The organism is Pontibacter pudoricolor (genome assembly GCF_010092985.1).
Classification (GTDB): Bacteria; Bacteroidota; Bacteroidia; order Cytophagales; family Hymenobacteraceae; genus Pontibacter; species Pontibacter pudoricolor.
This window is the reverse complement of sequence record NZ_CP048106.1, coordinates 2,295,641-2,313,375: the sequence shown is the minus strand read 5'-3', so window position 1 is coordinate 2,313,375 and position 17,735 is coordinate 2,295,641. Positions and strand designations below refer to the sequence as shown.

The 17,735-nt window shown below is 48.0% G+C and carries 15 protein-coding genes; 6 read left to right on the top strand and 9 right to left on the bottom strand.

Going from position 1 to position 17,735, the window contains the following annotated elements:
* Nucleotides 1-39: 39 nt before the first annotated feature.
* From GSQ66_RS09920 to GSQ66_RS09905, 4 genes are all read right to left on the bottom strand, one after another.
* Nucleotides 40-1,011: an alpha/beta fold hydrolase gene (locus GSQ66_RS09920; RefSeq protein WP_162427324.1), complete on the bottom strand. Its 972-nt coding sequence runs from the start codon at nt 1,009-1,011 to the stop codon at nt 40-42.
* Nucleotides 1,012-1,156: 145 nt separating this feature from the next.
* Nucleotides 1,157-1,546 carry an SPW repeat protein gene (locus GSQ66_RS09915; RefSeq protein WP_162427323.1) on the bottom strand — a complete coding sequence of 130 codons (390 nt, stop codon included), beginning with the start codon at nt 1,544-1,546 and terminating at the stop codon, nt 1,157-1,159.
* 2 nt (nt 1,547-1,548) lie between these two features.
* Nucleotides 1,549-2,112: a vitamin K epoxide reductase family protein gene (locus GSQ66_RS09910; protein ID WP_162427322.1), complete on the bottom strand. Its 564-nt coding sequence runs from the start codon at nt 2,110-2,112 to the stop codon at nt 1,549-1,551.
* A 141-nt stretch (nt 2,113-2,253) separates the two neighbouring features.
* Entirely contained in the window at nt 2,254-3,741 is a 1,488-nt protein-coding gene (locus GSQ66_RS09905) for an APC family permease (RefSeq protein WP_162427321.1), read from the bottom strand.
* A 286-nt stretch (nt 3,742-4,027) separates the two neighbouring features.
* On the opposite strand from GSQ66_RS09905, the gene GSQ66_RS09900 reads away from it, so the two are divergent.
* Nucleotides 4,028-4,222: a hypothetical protein gene (locus GSQ66_RS09900; protein WP_162427320.1), complete on the top strand. Its 195-nt coding sequence runs from the start codon at nt 4,028-4,030 to the stop codon at nt 4,220-4,222.
* 18 nt (nt 4,223-4,240) lie between these two features.
* Here GSQ66_RS09900 and GSQ66_RS09895 read toward each other — a convergent pair whose 3' ends face one another.
* The 3 genes from GSQ66_RS09895 to GSQ66_RS09885 form a co-directional block, all read right to left on the bottom strand.
* Entirely contained in the window at nt 4,241-4,663 is a 423-nt protein-coding gene (locus GSQ66_RS09895; RefSeq protein ID WP_162427319.1) for a hypothetical protein, read from the bottom strand.
* Between the two features lie 220 nt (nt 4,664-4,883).
* On the bottom strand, nt 4,884-5,276 hold the full coding sequence (locus tag GSQ66_RS09890) for a DUF3221 domain-containing protein (RefSeq protein WP_162427318.1): 393 nt from the start codon (nt 5,274-5,276) through the stop codon (nt 4,884-4,886).
* Between the two features lie 191 nt (nt 5,277-5,467).
* On the bottom strand, nt 5,468-6,163 hold the full coding sequence (locus GSQ66_RS09885) for a hypothetical protein (protein WP_162427317.1): 696 nt from the start codon (nt 6,161-6,163) through the stop codon (nt 5,468-5,470).
* 475 nt (nt 6,164-6,638) lie between these two features.
* Here GSQ66_RS09885 and GSQ66_RS09880 point away from each other — a divergent pair, with 475 nt between their 5' ends.
* From GSQ66_RS09880 to GSQ66_RS09865, 5 genes are all read left to right on the top strand, one after another.
* Nucleotides 6,639-9,179 (top strand): PIG-L family deacetylase, encoded by a 2,541-nt coding sequence (locus tag GSQ66_RS09880; protein WP_162427316.1) that lies wholly within the window; start codon nt 6,639-6,641, stop codon nt 9,177-9,179.
* Between the two features lie 172 nt (nt 9,180-9,351).
* On the top strand, nt 9,352-9,498 hold the full coding sequence (locus tag GSQ66_RS18795) for a hypothetical protein (RefSeq protein ID WP_202923332.1): 147 nt from the start codon (nt 9,352-9,354) through the stop codon (nt 9,496-9,498).
* Complete coding sequence (locus GSQ66_RS09875; RefSeq protein WP_162427315.1) at nt 9,495-11,213, top strand: sodium:solute symporter; 1,719 nt, start codon at nt 9,495-9,497, stop codon at nt 11,211-11,213. Before GSQ66_RS18795 ends, GSQ66_RS09875 begins: the two co-directional genes overlap by 4 nt.
* A gap of 910 nt (nt 11,214-12,123) precedes the next feature.
* Entirely contained in the window at nt 12,124-13,212 is a 1,089-nt protein-coding gene (gene gcvT, locus GSQ66_RS09870) for a glycine cleavage system aminomethyltransferase GcvT (RefSeq protein ID WP_162427314.1), read from the top strand.
* A gap of 103 nt (nt 13,213-13,315) precedes the next feature.
* Nucleotides 13,316-14,044 (top strand): 2-phosphosulfolactate phosphatase, encoded by a 729-nt coding sequence (locus tag GSQ66_RS09865; RefSeq protein ID WP_162427313.1) that lies wholly within the window; start codon nt 13,316-13,318, stop codon nt 14,042-14,044.
* A 68-nt stretch (nt 14,045-14,112) separates the two neighbouring features.
* Here the strand turns inward: GSQ66_RS09865 and GSQ66_RS09860 are convergent, their stop codons facing one another.
* Nucleotides 14,113-17,175 (bottom strand): PD40 domain-containing protein, encoded by a 3,063-nt coding sequence (locus GSQ66_RS09860; RefSeq protein ID WP_162427312.1) that lies wholly within the window; start codon nt 17,173-17,175, stop codon nt 14,113-14,115.
* A 232-nt stretch (nt 17,176-17,407) separates the two neighbouring features.
* Nucleotides 17,408-17,734 (bottom strand): nucleotide pyrophosphohydrolase, encoded by a 327-nt coding sequence (locus tag GSQ66_RS09855; RefSeq protein WP_162427311.1) that lies wholly within the window; start codon nt 17,732-17,734, stop codon nt 17,408-17,410.
* Nucleotide 17,735 lies beyond the last annotated feature (1 nt).

Here is a 17,735-nt window from a genome sequence, read left to right as displayed (position 1 = left end):
CAATAAAGCTAACCTATAGTTTGGAAAATGTACTATAGTTTAAAGGCTAAGATCTGGATTGTAATAGTTATGTAGGGCGGGTTCAGTATTCAGGAAATGCAGCGCATCCTGCACGGTCTCCTGCGGCAGTTCTTCCATCGGGATATGGCCCGCACCCGGGTATAGTTTAAGCTGAGCCCCTTTTATGTTTTTCAGGAAGTGAGTGGCATCTGTGGCCGGCACCCAGGCATCGGCTTCGCCCCAAAGCAGTAAGGTTGGTGCCTGTACCTGTGCCAGCTTGTGTAGGTTATCTGTGTCTGTGGTGTTCATTCGGGCAATAAACGCTTCCCGGTTGCCTTCGCGCAGCAGCAGGTCGTGGCTCAGGGTTATAGTTTGTGTTGTTAATTTGCTGTCGTCTCCATATACTTCTTTCAGGCTTTTCTCAACTATAAACCGGGGTGTTATGTAGCGCAGCGAGTGTTTAACTATAGGAGTTTGTGCCAGCATAAAGGGCATGGAGATGCTTTTGTCGTTGGCATTGGTTACACCCGTTGGCGATACCAGTATCAGTTTGTGAACCCGCTCCGGATGTGTGGCAGCAAAGTCATACGCGATCTGTCCACCAAGAGAACTGCCGGCTACATGTGCTTTTTCTATTCCCTGCTTATCCAGAAAATCAAGCAGAAGCTGTGTGTAGTACGCTATAGTATAGGTATCGGTTTGGTTGCGGCCGGTGAGCCCGAACCCGGGAAGATCGATGCGGAGCACACGGTAATTTTTACTCAGTTCAGAGGCCCAGCCATCCCAGGTGTTCAGGGAGGCAGCAGTGCCATGCAGCAGTATGATCGGTGTACCCTGGCCTTCGTCGCGGTAGTGCAGGTTGGCGCCAGCTATAGTTATAAACCGCGACTCGGATGTGGTATACTTTGCTTTAAGTTCTTCGGCAGGAATATCTTTCCGGATGAGGAGGGCTGTAGCAACTATAACAATGCCGGCAACAGCAAGTCCGATGAGAGTGGCTTTAAATTTCATGGTTTGGATGAGAAGCAGAGTTGATAAGCAGTTCTAATATAAGGATTTATAGTTTTGCGTGCTTCTTTTCCTTACATTAAAATAGAACTCTCATTCCCCAACTATAGCCATCCATAACGCCTCAACTTTCTAACTCCCAAACTCTTTAACTCCCTAACTTTCTACGTGCCTCGGTAGCGTGCAAGGAATCTTTTTTCCAGATAGCTGACCAGCCGCCGCCGTACGAACCGCTGATTTTTCCCTTTACCAGGCTTAACCCGATTACAGCCACCCCGATTACCATATTGTTGACAATAGCTATAGTAGAGTCATAGCCCAATACCCAGGGTGCCAGCAGCAGCCATGCACCCGGTAGCAAATTATAGTAGCGAATTACCCGTGTTGCCTCCCAGCAAGCTATAATGGCAAACGAGGCAACGACGGGACCAACAATATGCGCATTATTCGAAATGGTCTTGTCATCTGCAAAACCGAAGACGGCAGGGGAGGCCATCAGCCAGATTCCCAGGAGTGCGTTTATGATCTGTGCCCACATAGCTATATCACATTACCTTGTACTTCTTTATATCCCCAGAATGCTTTCCAGAGCGACCCGTTGGCATCTTTTACTCGTTTCAGGTATTGCAAACTAGCCAGCATCTCATCCATGGCAGGGCCGATCATCACTACCGAAATAACTGCAGAAGCCAGACACAACGTGCACCAGGCATCATACAACACCGGTTGTACCACCACCAGCAGCACACTTATCATCCCAAGCGGACCCACCATCACACCAAACAGAATTACGATCCAGGGCATGGTGCGCCAGCGACGCGTGCCACCTATAATCCCTGCGGTCGCATCGGCTGCATACCCTAAGGCTCCTAACAAGGCATCCGGAACAGGTAAAATTTGAGACACCCCGGATGTCAGGATCTTTCTGCTGTCGTTCCCGAAGAACGGCTCCCATACAGTGGGGATAATCTTAAGCTGAAAAAGGCCCAGGTAGGTAGCAATTGCCAGGCCAAGCAGCGCCAATGCTACAATGGGAAGGCGTTCTCCCCAGGTAGCGGGGTTATAGCTCCAACCTGGCGGAATAGCATCGTTGGTGTTGCTCATGAGCGTTCTGGTTTGTAATGTACCTAACTACGTGAGCACAAGGAAGGTGTTCGGACCTGGGGGGGCATCTGGTTTGGTACTATAAAAAATGCCTGCTCTTTTTAGTTGGAGCAGGCATTTTTTATAGTTCAAAGACTGGTATTATGCTTCCGTGTTTTGCTCGGAGAATTTCTTGCCGAAGTAATAATAGACCGGTATACCCAGTGCCACTATAATAAGCCCCGGCCAGGTGTAAGTTGGTTTATAGATAAGCAGGATAACACAGATGGCAGAAGCCAGCAAAATATAAAGCGCCGGGAGTACAGGATAGCCAAATGCTTTGTAAGGGCGCGGCAGGTCTGGGCGCTTTACCCGCAGAACAAATACGCCGATTATGGTCAGGATATAAAACAGCATTACAGCAAAAATAACGTAGTCGAGGAGCTGGTTGTAGGAACCCGACAGGCAAAGAAGGCAGGCCCAAATACACTGGAACCAAAGTGCTGCTTCCGGCACACCGTTCTTGTTCAGGCGGCCCATGCTTTTGAAAAACAAGCCGTCTTTGGCAATGGCATAGTACACTCTTGCCCCGGAAAGGATGGCGCCGTTGCTACAGCCGAACGTAGAAACCATGATGAGCAGGGCAATGGCTATAGTTGCTTTGTAACCCCCGATAATTTCGGCTACAGCAGTACCTACGCGGTCGTTGTTGGCAAACGTAATTCCCTGGCCCATAATGTCGGTGGCGGAGGCGCTTCCGTGCATGGGCAGTACCAGCAGGTAAACCAGGTTAATGAGCAGGTAAATGCCCGTAACAAGCGCCGACCCGATCACCATACTCAAAACAATGGTGCGTTTCGGGTTCACGATCTCGTCACCGGAGAAGCCAATGTTGTTCCAGGCGTCAGAAGAGAAAAGGGCGCCCACCATGGCCATGCCGATGGCAGTAATAAGGGCAATGCTGGTTGGCGGTAACAACGATGTGCCGTCTGTTGCCGTTTGCGTTCCCCAGAAATCTGAGAAGTTGGCCTGGATGGCAGTCTCATTCACCCCAAAGAGCAAGCCTAACAGAATGAGGCCGAAAAGGGCGATCAGTTTGGTACTGCTGAAAATGTTCTGGATGAACTTGCCGCTGTCAACACCCCTGGTGTTAATGTACGTAAGGCCCACAATACTAACTATAGCCAGCAACTGCACTGTACTGAAATTGAAGCCACCTATGCTGAACAGCACGTTATTATCAGAAAACCACGGGAAGAGCACACCGGTAAACTTGGCGAAGGCCACACAAACTGCGGCAATTACACCGGTCTGTATCACTAAAAACAAGGTCCAGCCATACAGGAAAGCCACCAGTTTGTTATAAGCCTCTTTCAGGTACACGTATTGGCCACCTACTTTGGGGAACATAGAGGAGAGCTCGCCATAGCTTATAGCCCCAACTATAGTTAAAAAGCCGGAAACGGCCCACACGAGCAGCATATTGCCCGGCGAAACCACGGCTCTCGAAATATCAGCGGTAACGATAAAGATACCCGATCCGATCATTCCACCCGTTACGATCATGATCGCATCGAATAACGTGATCTCGCGCTTGAAACCGGTGCTTTGTTGCGCTGTCTCCCTGGTGTTTTGTGTTTGCTGCTCCATATAGTTTAAAATGCCTGCAAATATAGCGGAATATGCAGTAGCGGAGAAGGACCCTCTTGTATTAGCAGGGCCCGAATGTAAATCTGTGTCTGTTACTATAGCTGAGGTTGTATTATAGCGCCTTTTTTCTGAATTTTTTCATCTGCTCCAAATGGCTGTTCACGGATAAATTCCGGTTGTTGGTATAGTTTAGTAGTAAAGTATGTAACAGTAGCTTGCATTACATAGTACTGTATAATATATTTGTATCATAAATAATTGTAAAACACTTATAACACTTAAAATTATGAAAATCCTGATCCTACTTTCCGCATCTTTATTTGGTTTCGGTCTTATGTGCAAAGAAACTACAAGCCTGCCAAAACCAGTTTCAACCAATGTAGCTTACACTGCTTACGAAGAGCCGGTAGCAACTATAGCCCTGGATACCATAGAAGTTGTTTACGTAGCGCCTGCCACGCTTGCCGGAGTGGACCGCTAATCGATAGCTACCTATAGTTTAAGGATTGCAGCTGAGTACCCACTTTTCTGCGGTCCTAAAGTCCAGGAAATTCTTCATAAGCAAAGGCGGATCCACACGCCCGCGCAGGTCGCGGGCAGAGAGCTGGCTAAACATACTATGGGAGTACACATGGGCAAGACACCTCAGACCCGATTTATAAACAGCGGGCAGCCACTCATATTCCAGCCAGTCGTTTGCGTCCTGCCAATCGCCGGTTGCTTCAGATTTATCGTTGAGTAATTTAGGGCAGGGGTGTTCACGGATAAATTCGAGAAAGGCTTTTGCACCTTTTATAACATCATCTGCCAAAATGTGGTTATGCCATTTGGCTAGCGTGTAGTTTCTGTGCCAGGTTATGGTAAGATAGCTTTCGCCCTGCCTGTTCACTAAATTTACCTGACTGATCTGAGCTTCTTTCATGTAAAACAGTTTAGCTGAAATAAGTATGCGCTGTAGAGGGACAGGGTGTTACAGGAGAGCCTGTTTTAAGAGGGATAGCTATAGCATTGAGCGCTAGAATAATAGAGGGCAGCTTGTCAGTATACGGCAATAAGGAAACCTGGTATAAGTGCCATTTTATCCAGGCTGTGGTTTTACGTTTCCACCTGCATTAAAGCAGTTGCGTTTTAGCTATTCAGAACTATAGTTTGCCCGGCTGCGTGCTTGCTCTGATGGCAATAGCTGTGGCCTGTACCGGCATCGATTCCAGAACGGCACCATCAAACCAGATTTCTACCTGCTGCCCTTGCTTTAACTGCCCCGCTTTTAACCGTTTTCCGTTACTATCTTCTATCAGCGTATTTTCGTCTACTTTAACACTTGCCTGCGGGTAAGTTGCTGTATTCCCTTTCTCAGCTTCCACAATTAGCTGTAACCTGCTGTTTTTTTGAGTTGTACCGGTCTCGGTAAGGCTGATTATGCTGCCCTTTATATCAGGGATCGTATCTGGCATGCGTTTAGGTTCATCGCCACGGCAGCTACCTAAAGAAACTATAACAAAACTATAAGCCAGTATTTTAAAGAGTATGTTCACGGTAAGATTACTAGAGTAATAAAAAATTTTATAGTAAGTACGGGCTATCTACGGTAAAGTGGCGGTTTTGATATTTCTGTTCCGGAAAAGGATAAAATGGCAGGAAGGAATCAGGATATGTGTAAGCAAATAAAAAGGCCCCGTTTCAACTGAATGAAACGGGGCCTTTTTATTTTGCTGTATTTTTCCTGTTATGCTACACGCAATACATGGTCTTCGTTTATGGCTCTGCGAATAGTAGCTTCAGAGGAGTAATAAGATAAAAAATCGCTCCGGCGGGATACTTTATTTTGCGGACGTTGCATCAGTACAACTTTATTTCTTTTACCAACTGTTATCAGGCCCAGCCCTTTCTGCTGGCACATCTCAAGCAATGTTTTAGCAAGCGTGTTGTTCCTGAGCACCAGACTGCTGATCGATAAACCGATCCATTGCTCATCGGCAGGAGCCTGTTTTACAGTATTAAGTAGTGTTTCTAGCTGGCGGTAACGGTACCTTTTAAGTAGGTAGGTGTGCAGCATAAACCCGAGCGGGGCTATAACTATAGGTGCAATAAACATCACCAGTATGTTGCCGGTTGTTTTGCCAAGTGTAAAGCAAAGCATTGCCAGAACCAGAGGGGTAACTAATCTTAACTTACCTAAGCCCTTCTTTTTATAGTTGGTAAGCATATTAACCAGGCAAGCCGATTGCTGCATGCTGATATTTGCTAAAAAAGCTTCGCCGGTGGGTTTTTTAAATGCCAACATGCCATCAGTAGTATTGCCGCGTTTTGTTTTCTCATTCTGCCCGACAAGTATATTGCCGGTTGCATACTGTTGAGAATAATAATTTTTCAGATAATCGAACGCAAAGTCCTCAATCTTGCTTTCTAATTGGTTTGCCATGTTGGTCTGTTAAGGTAAGAAACAGAATTAAGCGGTACCGGCTAGTAGGTAAAACGTTTCAAACTAGCTTAAATACGGCTTTAAGGGTGCCTGGTTCTTAAAGTAATTCAGAGATTTTTTTAACAGAAAAAATCAAAAAGTTCTTTGTCTACTACAAACATAGCATAGGAAATATATAGAAGCAAGTGTCTTTATTCTTTTATTTTTTGATTAAATACTTCAACTAAATCCTGTGTTATGATTCTGTTTATAAACTAATCTACTATACAATTGTAATTTTTAATGTGTAATAAGCAGCGCCGCTGCATATGCTATAGTTGATTCTGCATTATTCACAGCGTTGTATGTCTTCTGAAAAATGCATTTTATCTGATGGTTTAACACTGTTTCACCAAAACTCATTCAAAATGATTAGTTTTACCTTACTGACAGCCTAAAGTACTGTCTTTTCTACAACATAGCATACTCTATAACTATGAAATTCCGGCCTTTCGTATTGCACCTGATTCTGGTAGTTAACTTTTTTTTATTTTCAATTTCGGAAGCACATGCCCAGGCACCCGAAAAATCATCGTCATCAGAAATACTTCAGAAGCTCAGGAAATTGAATGTGCTGGGCTCTGTGCTCTATATCGCTGCCCACCCCGACGATGAAAACACCCGCCTGATAACGCACCTCAGCAACGAAAAACTATACAACACCGGCTACCTTTCCATTACGCGCGGCGATGGCGGCCAGAATCTGATCGGTCCGGAAATACGGGAAGAACTGGGCATTATAAGAACGCAGGAACTGCTACAGGCCCGCCGTACAGATGGGGGAGTGCAGTTCTTTACCCGCGCCAACGACTTTGGCTATTCTAAAAACGCTGACGAGACATTTAACATCTGGGACAAGGAGCAGGTGCTGGCCGACATGGTTTGGGTGATCCGTAAGTTCAGGCCTGATGTGATGATTACCCGCTTCCCGCCGGATGAGCGCGCCGGCCACGGGCAACACACAGCCTCAGCCGTTTTGGCTGAAGAAGCCTTTACCGCCGCCGCCGACCCAAAACGCTTTCCGGAGCAACTGAAGCATGTACAGGTATGGCAGCCGAAAAGACTCTTGTGGAACACGGGTGTATGGTCGTTTGGCAGCCAGGCGGAGTTTGATAAATATGTAGATAAACTGCTGAAAGTGGATGTGGGCGGTTACAATCCGCTGTTGGGCCAGTCGTATGGCGAAATTGCTGCTGCCAGCCGAAGCATGCACAAAAGCCAGGGATTCGGAGCTGCTGCCTCGCGTGGCACGTCTATTGAATACCTGCAGCACGCCAAAGGCGACAAAGCGGAAAAAGAACTGCTGGAAGGCATAAACACCACCTGGGCACGCGTAAAAGGCGGCGACAAAGTGGAAAAGCTCATTCAGAAAGCGATTGATACCTATAAACCAACGGAGCCTGCAACTATAGTTCCGGCCTTGCTGGCCGCCCGGAAAGAATTACAGAAATTACCTGACAGCCCCTGGAAGCAGCTGAAAACCGAGGCCATAAATGAGTTGATACAGGATGCCATGGGCCTGTACCTGGAAGTTACAGCCACCGATTTCTCTGCTGCCCCCGGACAGGCTTTGGCATTTAACATCGAAGCTATAAACCGCTCGGCCACACCCGTAACTATAAACACTGTCAACTATAGTTTTGCGGCAAAAGATACAACCCTGCAAAAACAGCTGGCGCACAACGACCCTGTAAAGTACAGTACTACTATAAAACTGCCGGCAACTATGGCTTACGCGCAACCTTACTGGCTGCGCAGGCCGGGAACCCTGGGCATGTTCGCTGTAGATGGTTTCGAGGATATCGGCAAGCCTGAGAATGATCCTGCTGCGGTGGTTACGTTTTCGTTAACTGTTGCCGGAGAGCCTTTAACTGCAACAGTGCCTGTAGTTTATAAACGCACCGACCCGGTAGAAGGGGAAGTGTACCGTCCGTTTGTGGTTACGCCGCCTGTGTTTGTAAATGTGGGCGAAGGGGTTTATATGTTTGCCGATCAAGAGCCGAAACAGGTAAATGTGCGCGTGAAGGCTGGTAAAGCAAATGTAGCCGGTAAAGTAAGTTTGGATCTACCTAAAGGCTGGAAAGCGGAGCCCGCAACTATAGCTTTTAACTTACAGGCAAAAGGTGCGGAGCAAAACGTAGCATTTATGATTACGCCGCCAAAAGGCCAGCATGAGGCTCAGCTAAAAGCCATTGCAACTATAGATGGTAAGAACTATAGTTATAGTCTGGATGAGATCAACTACAGCCACATACCTGCACAAACCACTTTCCCGGATGCATCGGCTAAAATTGTAAAGCTGGACCTAAAAAAGAACGGCGAAAAGATTGGCTACATAATGGGAGCCGGCGACGACATCCCGACCAGTCTGCGTCAGATCGGTTACGACGTAACCATGCTCCGCGACAGCGACATGCGGTTAAATTACCTGCAGCAGTTCGATGCCATTATTTTGGGCGTGCGGGCTTACAATACCATCGACAGGTTAAAGCATCATCAGCCTGCCTTAATGGAGTATGTGCAGAACGGGGGCAACCTGATTGTGCAGTACAATACCAACCACGCACTGGTGCTGCCAAATGTAGGGCCGTATCCATTAAAATTATCCCGCGACAGAGTTACGGTAGAGGATGCCGAAGTGCGTTTCCTGAAGCCAGGTCACCCGGTGCTGAACACACCAAACAAGATCACGAAGAAAGATTTTGATGGCTGGGTGCAGGAGCGAGGCCTGTATTTCCCGAACGAGTGGAGCAGCGAGTACGAAGCTATTCTATCGTCGAATGACCCAGGCGAGCCTGCCCGTGATGGCGGTTTGCTGGTGGCTAAGTATGGCAAAGGCAACTATATCTATACCGGTTATTCGTGGTTCCGGGAGCTGCCTGCCGGTGTGCCGGGCGCTTACCGTTTATTTGTAAACCTGATCTCGCTGGGCAAACACAATGGATCGGGCAACGCTACTAAATCAAGTATGAAATAGATCAGACTTAAGACTTTTAGACAAAGGACAAAGGACAATAAACTATAGTTGTGGCGCAGCAAAATAGCTCATTTAGATCTTCATCCGAAAGCGAATTATTATCGAGATTGGCAATCCAATTTTTTCATCAAGTCCTTAGTCTTTTGTCAAATAGTCTATCATCAAGAAAAATATGAAAGACAATCACCCTGTAGACGAAGAGCCGGCACTGGTAAAGCCGCCTTTTTTTAAGAGCTGGAAAGGCATGTACTGGCTGGTGCTGGGCAACCTGGCTTTTCTTATTCTTTTGTTCTACGCCATCACCAAATTCTACGAATGAGACCTTTAGACTGGATCGTGCTGCTGGGCACCATGGGCTTTATTGTAATTTACGGCATCTGGAAAACCCGCGGCAGTAAAGACATAGAAGGCTACCTGAAAGGCGATAACTCCATGAAGTGGTGGACGATCGGACTTTCTATTATGGCGACGCAGGCGAGCGCAATCACTTTCCTTTCCACGCCGGGGCAGGCTTACGAAGACGGAATGCGCTTTGTGCAGTTCTATTTCGGTTTGCCTATCGCCATGGTCATTATCTCCATCACGGTTATTCCTATTTTTTACAGGCTGAAGGTGTATACGGCCTACGAGTTCCTGGAGAACCGCTTCGACCTGAAAACCCGCTCGCTGGCTGCACTATTGTTTCTGATTCAGCGTGGATTGGCTGCGGGTATCACGATTTATGCGCCGGCTATTATACTTTCTACTATGCTGGGCTGGAGCTTAACTATAACAAACCTTATTATCGGTGTGGTGGTGATCATCTACACCATGTCGGGTGGTACAAAAGCGGTAAGCGTAACCCAGAAGCAGCAAATGGCCGTGATGATGGGCGGGATGATCATTGCCGGGATTATGGTGGTGCGCTACCTGCCGGAAAACGTGGGTTTCGGAGATGCCGTGGCCGTAGCCGGAAAGCTCGGTAAAATGAATGTAGTAGATTTCTCCTGGGACTGGAAAACCAGCTGGGACGACCGTTATAATTTCTGGTCCGGGATGACGGGTGGTTTGTTTCTGGCACTATCGTATTTCGGAACCGACCAAAGCCAGGTGGCGCGTTACTTAGGTGGTAAATCGATTGCCGAAAGCCGGCTGGGGTTGCTGTTTAATGGTTTGCTGAAGATACCGATGCAGTTCCTGATCCTGTTTATAGGCGTAATGGTGTTCGTGTTTTACCAGTTTAACCAGCCACCGGTTTTTTTTAACGAAGGCACTAAAACAAAGGTATACGCCACCGAACACGCCGCCGAGCTCCGCACCCTGGAGGCAAACTATAGTTCTATTTTTGAGGAGAAACAGCAGGCGATGCATGGCCTGGTATCTGCCCTTAAAACAGACGATGCCGCTGCCATTGCCACTGCCGAAGCGCAGGTAGAGAACCTTAACGCAGCCGGAAAGGAAGTACGCGAAGAAGTGAAAACCCTGATCAAAACGGCCGTTCCGGATGCGGAGACCCGGGACACGGACTATGTTTTTATCTCTTTTGTAATGAAGTACCTGCCTGCCGGTTTGGTTGGTTTGCTGCTGGCTGTGATCTTTTCGGCAGCCATGTCGTCTGTAGCATCGGAGCTGAATGCGCTGGCATCTACTACGGTGGTGGATATTTACAAGCGCTCGGTTAACCCCAACGGCAGCGACACGCATTACCTGAATGCTTCCAAACTTTTCACGGTTGCCTGGGGAATTATAGCGATCCTGTTTGCCACATTCGCCTCGCTGCTCGATAACCTGATACAGGCCGTAAATATTATCGGCTCCATCTTCTACGGAACCATACTTGGCATTTTCCTGGTGGCTTTCTACTTTAAGCGCATCAAAGGTCACGCGGTTTTCTTTGCAGCAATACTTGCTGAGCTGGTGGTGCTATACTGCTTTTACTTCACGGACATTGCTTTTCTGTGGTTCAACGTGATCGGTTGCGTAGCTGTGATCCTGTTTGGGTTTGTACTTCAGCGTTTGATCGGGAAGAAGGAGAATGAGCTGATGAAAGTGTAGTTGTTTGTCTGAACCTGGATTAAGGGAGATTTTAGTGATTTTTATGATTAAGGCCACTGTTATAAAGGCCACTGTTATAGTTGTGGCTATCGTTCTATAGTTTCTGTAATCCAACCACCCTGCCCCTCAGCGCTACGCTCGCTACCTTCGAACCCGCTTCCCGGTAGTCTAAGGCGGGGGGCATTGGGGCTACTTCTCCATCTGTCATCCTGAAAGGATCCTGGTAGAAGAGAAATAAGACCTTTGCTATAGTTTAGGTTACTGTTTTATAGTTGCTATTTTAACCCACCCCTGCCCCTCCCAAGAGGGGAATTTCTGTTATAGTTATAGTTAGCGTGTAAGTGTTATAGTTACAGTCCATCCACGGACAGGACAGGTTTAACTGTCCCTACGGAACTATAACCACGATAAAGCGATGCAACTATAGGCTTTCAAAATATAGCAACTATTGCTATCGAACTGATCACAGTCTTTGGGTTGAGCGCCTTCGCTTTGTTGCGGTGCCGTCAGGCAACCCGAGGCACGAGGGTAGCAAGAAAGCAAAGGCGCGATGCCCTTATCGAGGGCCCCTACCCCCAAGACGGGGCCTCCCGGCCGTGAGGGCACCAAAGCCAACTAAAGAACCCAGATTTCTCCCAAAGGTCGAAATGACAAAAGAGAAACTATAAAAAGATTAAGCTTCCTCACAACTACGCTGTCCCTCTTCGGCTCGCGACTCAAGAATGCTCGAAATGACAAATAAATACAGGCAACTATTGTTCCCAAACTTCTACGACCTATATAGATCCAGAGGCCGGTAACTATCAATATCCTCCAATCCACAAGGCGCCAACAATTTAACAATTCAGCCAGCAGCAATAAAAAAGTTTAGTTACTTTTGCCATACAACCCTTGAGTAAAGAACAAGATCATGGAATTAAAGAAAATAGCATTAAACGATGTACACGAAGCACTTGGCGCTAAAATGGTGCCTTTTGCCGGTTATAATATGCCTGTTCGCTACTCTTCAGATTTAGAAGAGCATAACACGGTGCGTAACGCCGTTGGTATTTTTGATGTGTCGCACATGGGCGAGTTCCTGGTACAGGGACCGGGCGCACTGGACCTGATTCAGCGTGTAACAACCAACGATGCCTCTAAACTGACAGCAAACAAAATTCAGTATACCTGCTTCCCGAACGAGCAAGGTGGTATAGTGGATGACCTGCTGGTGTACTGCATGGGCGAAGAAGATTATATGCTGGTAGTAAACGCTTCCAACATCGATAAAGACTGGGAGTGGATCAATAAGTATAACAAAGGTGGCGTAAAGCTGACAAACATATCGGATGAGATGTCGCTGTTTGCAGTGCAGGGACCTAAAACAGTTGATGCGCTGCAGTCCCTTACAAAGCTGGACCTGGCTAACATGGCCTACTATACATTTGACAAAGGCGAATTTGCCGGCGTGCCGGATGTTATCGTTTCAGCAACAGGCTATACCGGCTCAGGCGGATTCGAAATTTATGTGAAGAACGAAGATGCCAGGCGCGTTTTTGATGCCATTATGGAAGCTGGCAAGGAGCATGGCATTAAGCCGATCGGGTTAGGCGCCCGCGACACGCTGCGTCTTGAAATGGGTTTCTGCCTGTACGGTAACGATATCAACGACACCACTTCTCCGCTGGAAGCCGGCCTTGGCTGGATCACGAAGTTTGACAAGGAGTTCGTGAATTCTGAAAACCTGAAGGCACAGAAAGAAGCCGGCGTACAGCGCAAACTGGTTGGTTTCGAGATGCTGGAAAAAGCGATTCCGAGAGCACACTACGAGATCGTGAACGCTGAAGGCGAGCAGATCGGTGAAGTAACTTCCGGAACTATGTCGCCAACTATGGGCAAAGGCATTGGGCTGGGTTACGTTAAAACCGAATTCAGCAAGCCAGGCACTGAGATATTTATCCGTGTTCGTAACAAAGACATGAAAGGCCAGATCGTTAAACTGCCTATCCTGAAGAAATAGAATTACATTGTTAAATGGCTGAATGGTTAAATTGTTGGAAGACTTTATTCTGACGGTTTAACCATTTAACAATTTAGCAATCCAACAATTTAACCATTAAGTAATGCCAAGTATAGATGTGTGCTTCAGCCCCGAGCTGTTGCACTTGTATGAGCTGAAGGGAAAAGCCGTTGTGGCTGTGGATATACTTCGGGCTACTTCAACTATGGTAACTGCCTTTGCACATGGCGCTAAGGATATTATTCCGGTAATGAAGCTGGAAGAATGCCAGGCTTATGCTGCGAAGGGTTGCCTGATTGCGGCCGAGCGCGATGGCGTAAAAGCCGAAGGTTTCGACCTGGGTAACTCGCCGTTTGCGTACATGAATGGCAACGTGCAGGGCAGAACTATAGCTATTACCACTACCAACGGCACGCGCGCCATCCACTTATCCATGGAAGCCGACGAAATTATAGTTGGCTCTTTTCTGAATCTGCAGGCAGTTGCCGATCATCTGAAAGAACTGCAACTGGATGTGCTGGTAGTTTGCGCCGGCTGGAAAGGGAAGTTTAACCTGGAAGATACGCTTTATGCCGGTGCCCTGGCCGAAAGATTACAGGATAGCTTTACTTTTGAGAACGATGCAACACTGGCTTCGCTCCACTTGTACCAGGCCGCAAAAAATGACCTGGCTGCCTTTTTAAGACAATCATCCCATGTGCGCCGGCTGGAGAATCTGGAAATCCATAAAGATGTGGAGTTCTGCCTGTTACACGACAAGTACAGTGTATTGCCTGTCTGGAAAGGCGACCGGTTAATTGATCTGTTTGCCAGGAAAACTATAACAGCATAAACTATAAAGGCCGGTAATTTTACCGGCCTTTATAGTTTAAGAATCCCGCCTGTTGGCCAACCTGCAGTTTACCAGCCCGGGCCAATGTTCACTCCGAAGTTTGCCAGCTTCATGCCGTTCTTCTCCAGGGGTATCGCATAAAAAGGCTCCACTATAATGGCCCCAAACAGGTTAATGCGTGCCGATATACCGGTGCTTATCAAAGGCCTGTATTCTATCTCTCTGTCAAACTGCCCGCTAAATTCTGTTTCATTAAAAAGACGGTTCTCGCTCCAGGCCAGGCCACCATCAACAAACAGGTTCAGGTCCGAGAACAAAAATCCGGATTTGATCTGGGTAAGACGCTCGGGGCCGGTAAATGGCAATCTTAATTCCATGTTGGCTACTACAATCCGGCTGCCATACAGGTTGTTAAAAGAGATCGGGTTGCCCTGTTCCTGGCTTCTTATAAAGTATTCATCCCCGAATCCCCGGATATAAAACGGGTAGATTATAGTTAATGGGGAAAGCCTGCCGTTTTCAGCATCCTGGCCGTAACGGGCGTGGTGCAAGGCCCTGAAAGCCAGGCTAGAAGGTTTAATACGGATGTATTGCCGGTAATCTGCCAACAGGTTGTACACGTTAAACTCTCCAAAATAACGCTCCACATGCAGCCTGTACCGCCTGCCCGCCAGCGGCGAGGTTAGTCCGAAAAGTGAATTATCGCCTACGTAAGCAGCATATAGTTGCTCAAACATAAATCCATCGGGCGCATCGATTTTCTCCCGGTCGGTGCGGATGTAAAAACCGTTGGTATAGTAGTTGTTGAACTGGTCGATGCGGTAACTATAGTGGGAGATACCTCCGCCAAACTCTACACGTCGCGTTGTACTGATAACGTAATTCCCCATTAAAGCAATCTGGTCCTGGTAGGTGCGTATCTGCTGCAGGATCAGGTTATCGACAGGTACACCACCTTCAGAAGTCTGCAGTGTATCGGTTCTGGATCCTATCCGGGCAGATAAATAAGGGATATGGCTCAGGGAAACGCCCCATTGTATTTTGCCGGTTTGCCGCAGGTAGGCTGCCATGGCGCCAAAGTCATAGATCTCGCCATTTAAGCTTACGGCCCCAAAGATCTGGTTATTGCCAACTATATCGCTGAAGAGCATGTTCACGCCACCTTGCAGCCCGGAACGGATCGGCCCGGCCGACTGAACCCCTACACCCGCTGAGCCACTGATCATATCGAGCTTAAACTGGGGCCTGTAAGGTACAGCTTTTACCTGTTCTGCTTTTACCGGCGAGGCGGTGTTGTACATTTGGGCAAGTTGCTGGTCAACCAGTGGGTTTACACGGCTCTGTGGTGGCAGAATGGCAGCTCTGAAATCAACAGAATCGGAGGGCACGGGTTGCGCTTTAAACGCTGCGAGCGGCGAACTGTAAATACTGTAGTTGCCCCGCTGGTAATGCGAGTATACCACAGTCGCTTCATCTCTGGCCACACTCATAGCCGGCGAAAGTGCTGTAATGCCACTGATACCTGTTGCATAGTTTGTGAGGCGCTGTACTGTGTTATCGGCCCTGTTCAATCGGTACATGTTGCGGTAGCCATCCCGGTCCGAAAGGAAAAGTATATCATCCGAGTTAGGGGCATACACCGGATTCAGGTTATCAGCACCGGCAAAAACGTTAAATAAGTGTATCTGCCCTGTTGCCAGCGTCAGCTCGGCCAGGTTAAAACGGCCCTTGCTGTTACCTGCCTGGCCGGGTGTTGGCCGGTCTGATGAGAAAACAAGCCTGCTGCCATCTGCTGACCAGTAAGGCATTACATCACTGTAGTTATCTTTGGTGAGCTGCGTGGTCTTCCTGGTTTTAAGATTATACAGGTAAAGGTCCGATTTCCCTTCTGCCAGGCCGGCTACCACAATGCTGCTGCCATCCGGGGACCAGGACGGGTAACTAAAGGCCACGACACCGGGCACGTCCACCACTTCCAGAACGTGGGCACGGGCTACATCAACTATAGCCAGCCGGTTGCGGCCTCTGGAGAAAACAACAAAGGCAAACTTGTTACCGTCCGGCGACCACGTACCAGCCGACTCCAGGAAATTGAAGTTGTCGAGGTGCTCGTAGCGAATTGTGTTGGCCAGTTGTTTGATTACTTTACCTGTGCGGGCATCGGCTAGGAACAAATCCAGCGACAATACATTCTGCTCCGACAAGTAGGCAATGTAGCGGCCGTTCGGGCTAATGACAGGACTGATGTTCATGGTGCCGGCATTTTCGGGGTGCAGCAGTTTGGTGCCGGTGGCTATAGTGTCGGTTTGTGCAATATAGGGTTTGTAATAGTTTTGAAGGCTGGTCTTCCACATATTCCCCAGGGTTTCGGCATCTACACCCAGTACAGTTTCCACTGCGCGCTCAAAGCCGTATTTGCCCGTTGCTTCAAATAAGGGAGCTATTTTATCATCACCAAAAGAACCGCCTATAAACGACCAGAGTGCCTGCCCCCATCGGTAGGGGAAGTAGCGCGGTTTCCGGGTCAGGTCCTTTATTGTTGGAATATCATCTTTAATCACCGCATCGCGCATCCACATGGCCGTGTTCGGGTCCACGCTCCCGATAGACATGTATTCAGCCAGGCCTTCCACCATCCAGAGGGGTAGGTTGCGGATAGAATACAGGTTGGTAGAGTCGCCGGAGCGCATCATGTGGTACTGAAACGCATGCACCAGCTCGTGGCCGAGTACGTGGTCTGTTTGCCGGTCAGATAGTGTGACAGGCATCACGACCCTGTTCTTCAGGCCTTCGGTAACACCCCCTGTGCCCACGCCAATTTCGCCACTAATGGCGGTGGTCTGCTGAAAATCAGCGTGGTTTTTATACATGATGATGGGGTTGCGCGTGCTAAAGGTGTCTTTCAGAACGGCCTGGTGCATGGCATACCATTTTTCGGCGTCCAGCACCAGTTTTACAGCATCCTGCGGATCGTTAAAGTAGTGGTAGAACTCAAAGTGCGGACTGTGGAGTACCTGGAACTCGAATTTGGTATAGGCAGGTTTGTTTCTGCCAAAATATTGCGCCTGCGCCAGTAACGGAAACAGCAGCAAAAGCGCAGCGATCTGGGAAGATAAGCGTTTGCGATACATCGTTTCTATAACTAAATGACCGATGGGCACAGCCAATCCGGCTCAGGCTGGCACCCTGATTTATTTTACTATGGAAGGAAGATCAGAATCAATAAAATGCAGCAAATCTTATGACTGTATACGTTCAGAAAGCTGCCATGCTTCAGGCTTTTTTGCAGAATATTTAACCGGTGCCCGTTAAATGTGGGGAATGTTATTTATGGCCGGAAACGATGGGTAAAGGTTGGGAGCGTTATTGCAGTTTAGGGTTCTGCTTATGGCGCTCGCTGTCGCGTTTGGTTTTTTTGTCGAGGTTCTTTTGCAGGGCATCGGTCAGGTTAATGCCGGTCTGGTTGGCCAGGCAGATAAGTACGAACAGCACATCGGCCAGTTCATCGCTCAGGTCTTTGCCGGTATCGCTCTGCTTAAACGATTGCTCCCCGTATTGGCGGGAAATAATACGGGCCACTTCACCAACTTCTTCGGTCAGGATAGCCATGTTGGTAAGCTCGCTGAAGTAGCGTACGCCGTTCTCTTTTATCCAGTTATCTACTACCTGCTGTGCTTCCTGTATGGTCATG

Coding starts and splice junctions, on each gene's coding strand:
- GSQ66_RS09865 (WP_162427313.1), top strand. CDS start 13,316: ATGCCAAGTATAGATGTGTGCTTCAGCCCCGAGCTGTTGCACTTGTAT.
- GSQ66_RS09885 (WP_162427317.1), bottom strand. CDS start 6,163: ATGGCAAACCAATTAGAAAGCAAGATTGAGGACTTTGCGTTCGATTAT.
- GSQ66_RS09920 (WP_162427324.1), bottom strand. CDS start 1,011: ATGAAATTTAAAGCCACTCTCATCGGACTTGCTGTTGCCGGCATTGTT.
- GSQ66_RS09880 (WP_162427316.1), top strand. CDS start 6,639: ATGAAATTCCGGCCTTTCGTATTGCACCTGATTCTGGTAGTTAACTTT.
- GSQ66_RS09875 (WP_162427315.1), top strand. CDS start 9,495: ATGAGACCTTTAGACTGGATCGTGCTGCTGGGCACCATGGGCTTTATT.
- GSQ66_RS09855 (WP_162427311.1), bottom strand. CDS start 17,734: ATGACCATACAGGAAGCACAGCAGGTAGTAGATAACTGGATAAAAGAG.
- GSQ66_RS18795 (WP_202923332.1), top strand. CDS start 9,352: ATGAAAGACAATCACCCTGTAGACGAAGAGCCGGCACTGGTAAAGCCG.
- GSQ66_RS09895 (WP_162427319.1), bottom strand. CDS start 4,663: ATGAAAGAAGCTCAGATCAGTCAGGTAAATTTAGTGAACAGGCAGGGC.
- GSQ66_RS09915 (WP_162427323.1), bottom strand. CDS start 1,546: ATGTGGGCACAGATCATAAACGCACTCCTGGGAATCTGGCTGATGGCC.
- GSQ66_RS09910 (WP_162427322.1), bottom strand. CDS start 2,112: ATGAGCAACACCAACGATGCTATTCCGCCAGGTTGGAGCTATAACCCC.
- GSQ66_RS09860 (WP_162427312.1), bottom strand. CDS start 17,175: ATGTATCGCAAACGCTTATCTTCCCAGATCGCTGCGCTTTTGCTGCTG.
- GSQ66_RS09905 (WP_162427321.1), bottom strand. CDS start 3,741: ATGGAGCAGCAAACACAAAACACCAGGGAGACAGCGCAACAAAGCACC.
- GSQ66_RS09900 (WP_162427320.1), top strand. CDS start 4,028: ATGAAAATCCTGATCCTACTTTCCGCATCTTTATTTGGTTTCGGTCTT.
- gcvT (WP_162427314.1), top strand. CDS start 12,124: ATGGAATTAAAGAAAATAGCATTAAACGATGTACACGAAGCACTTGGC.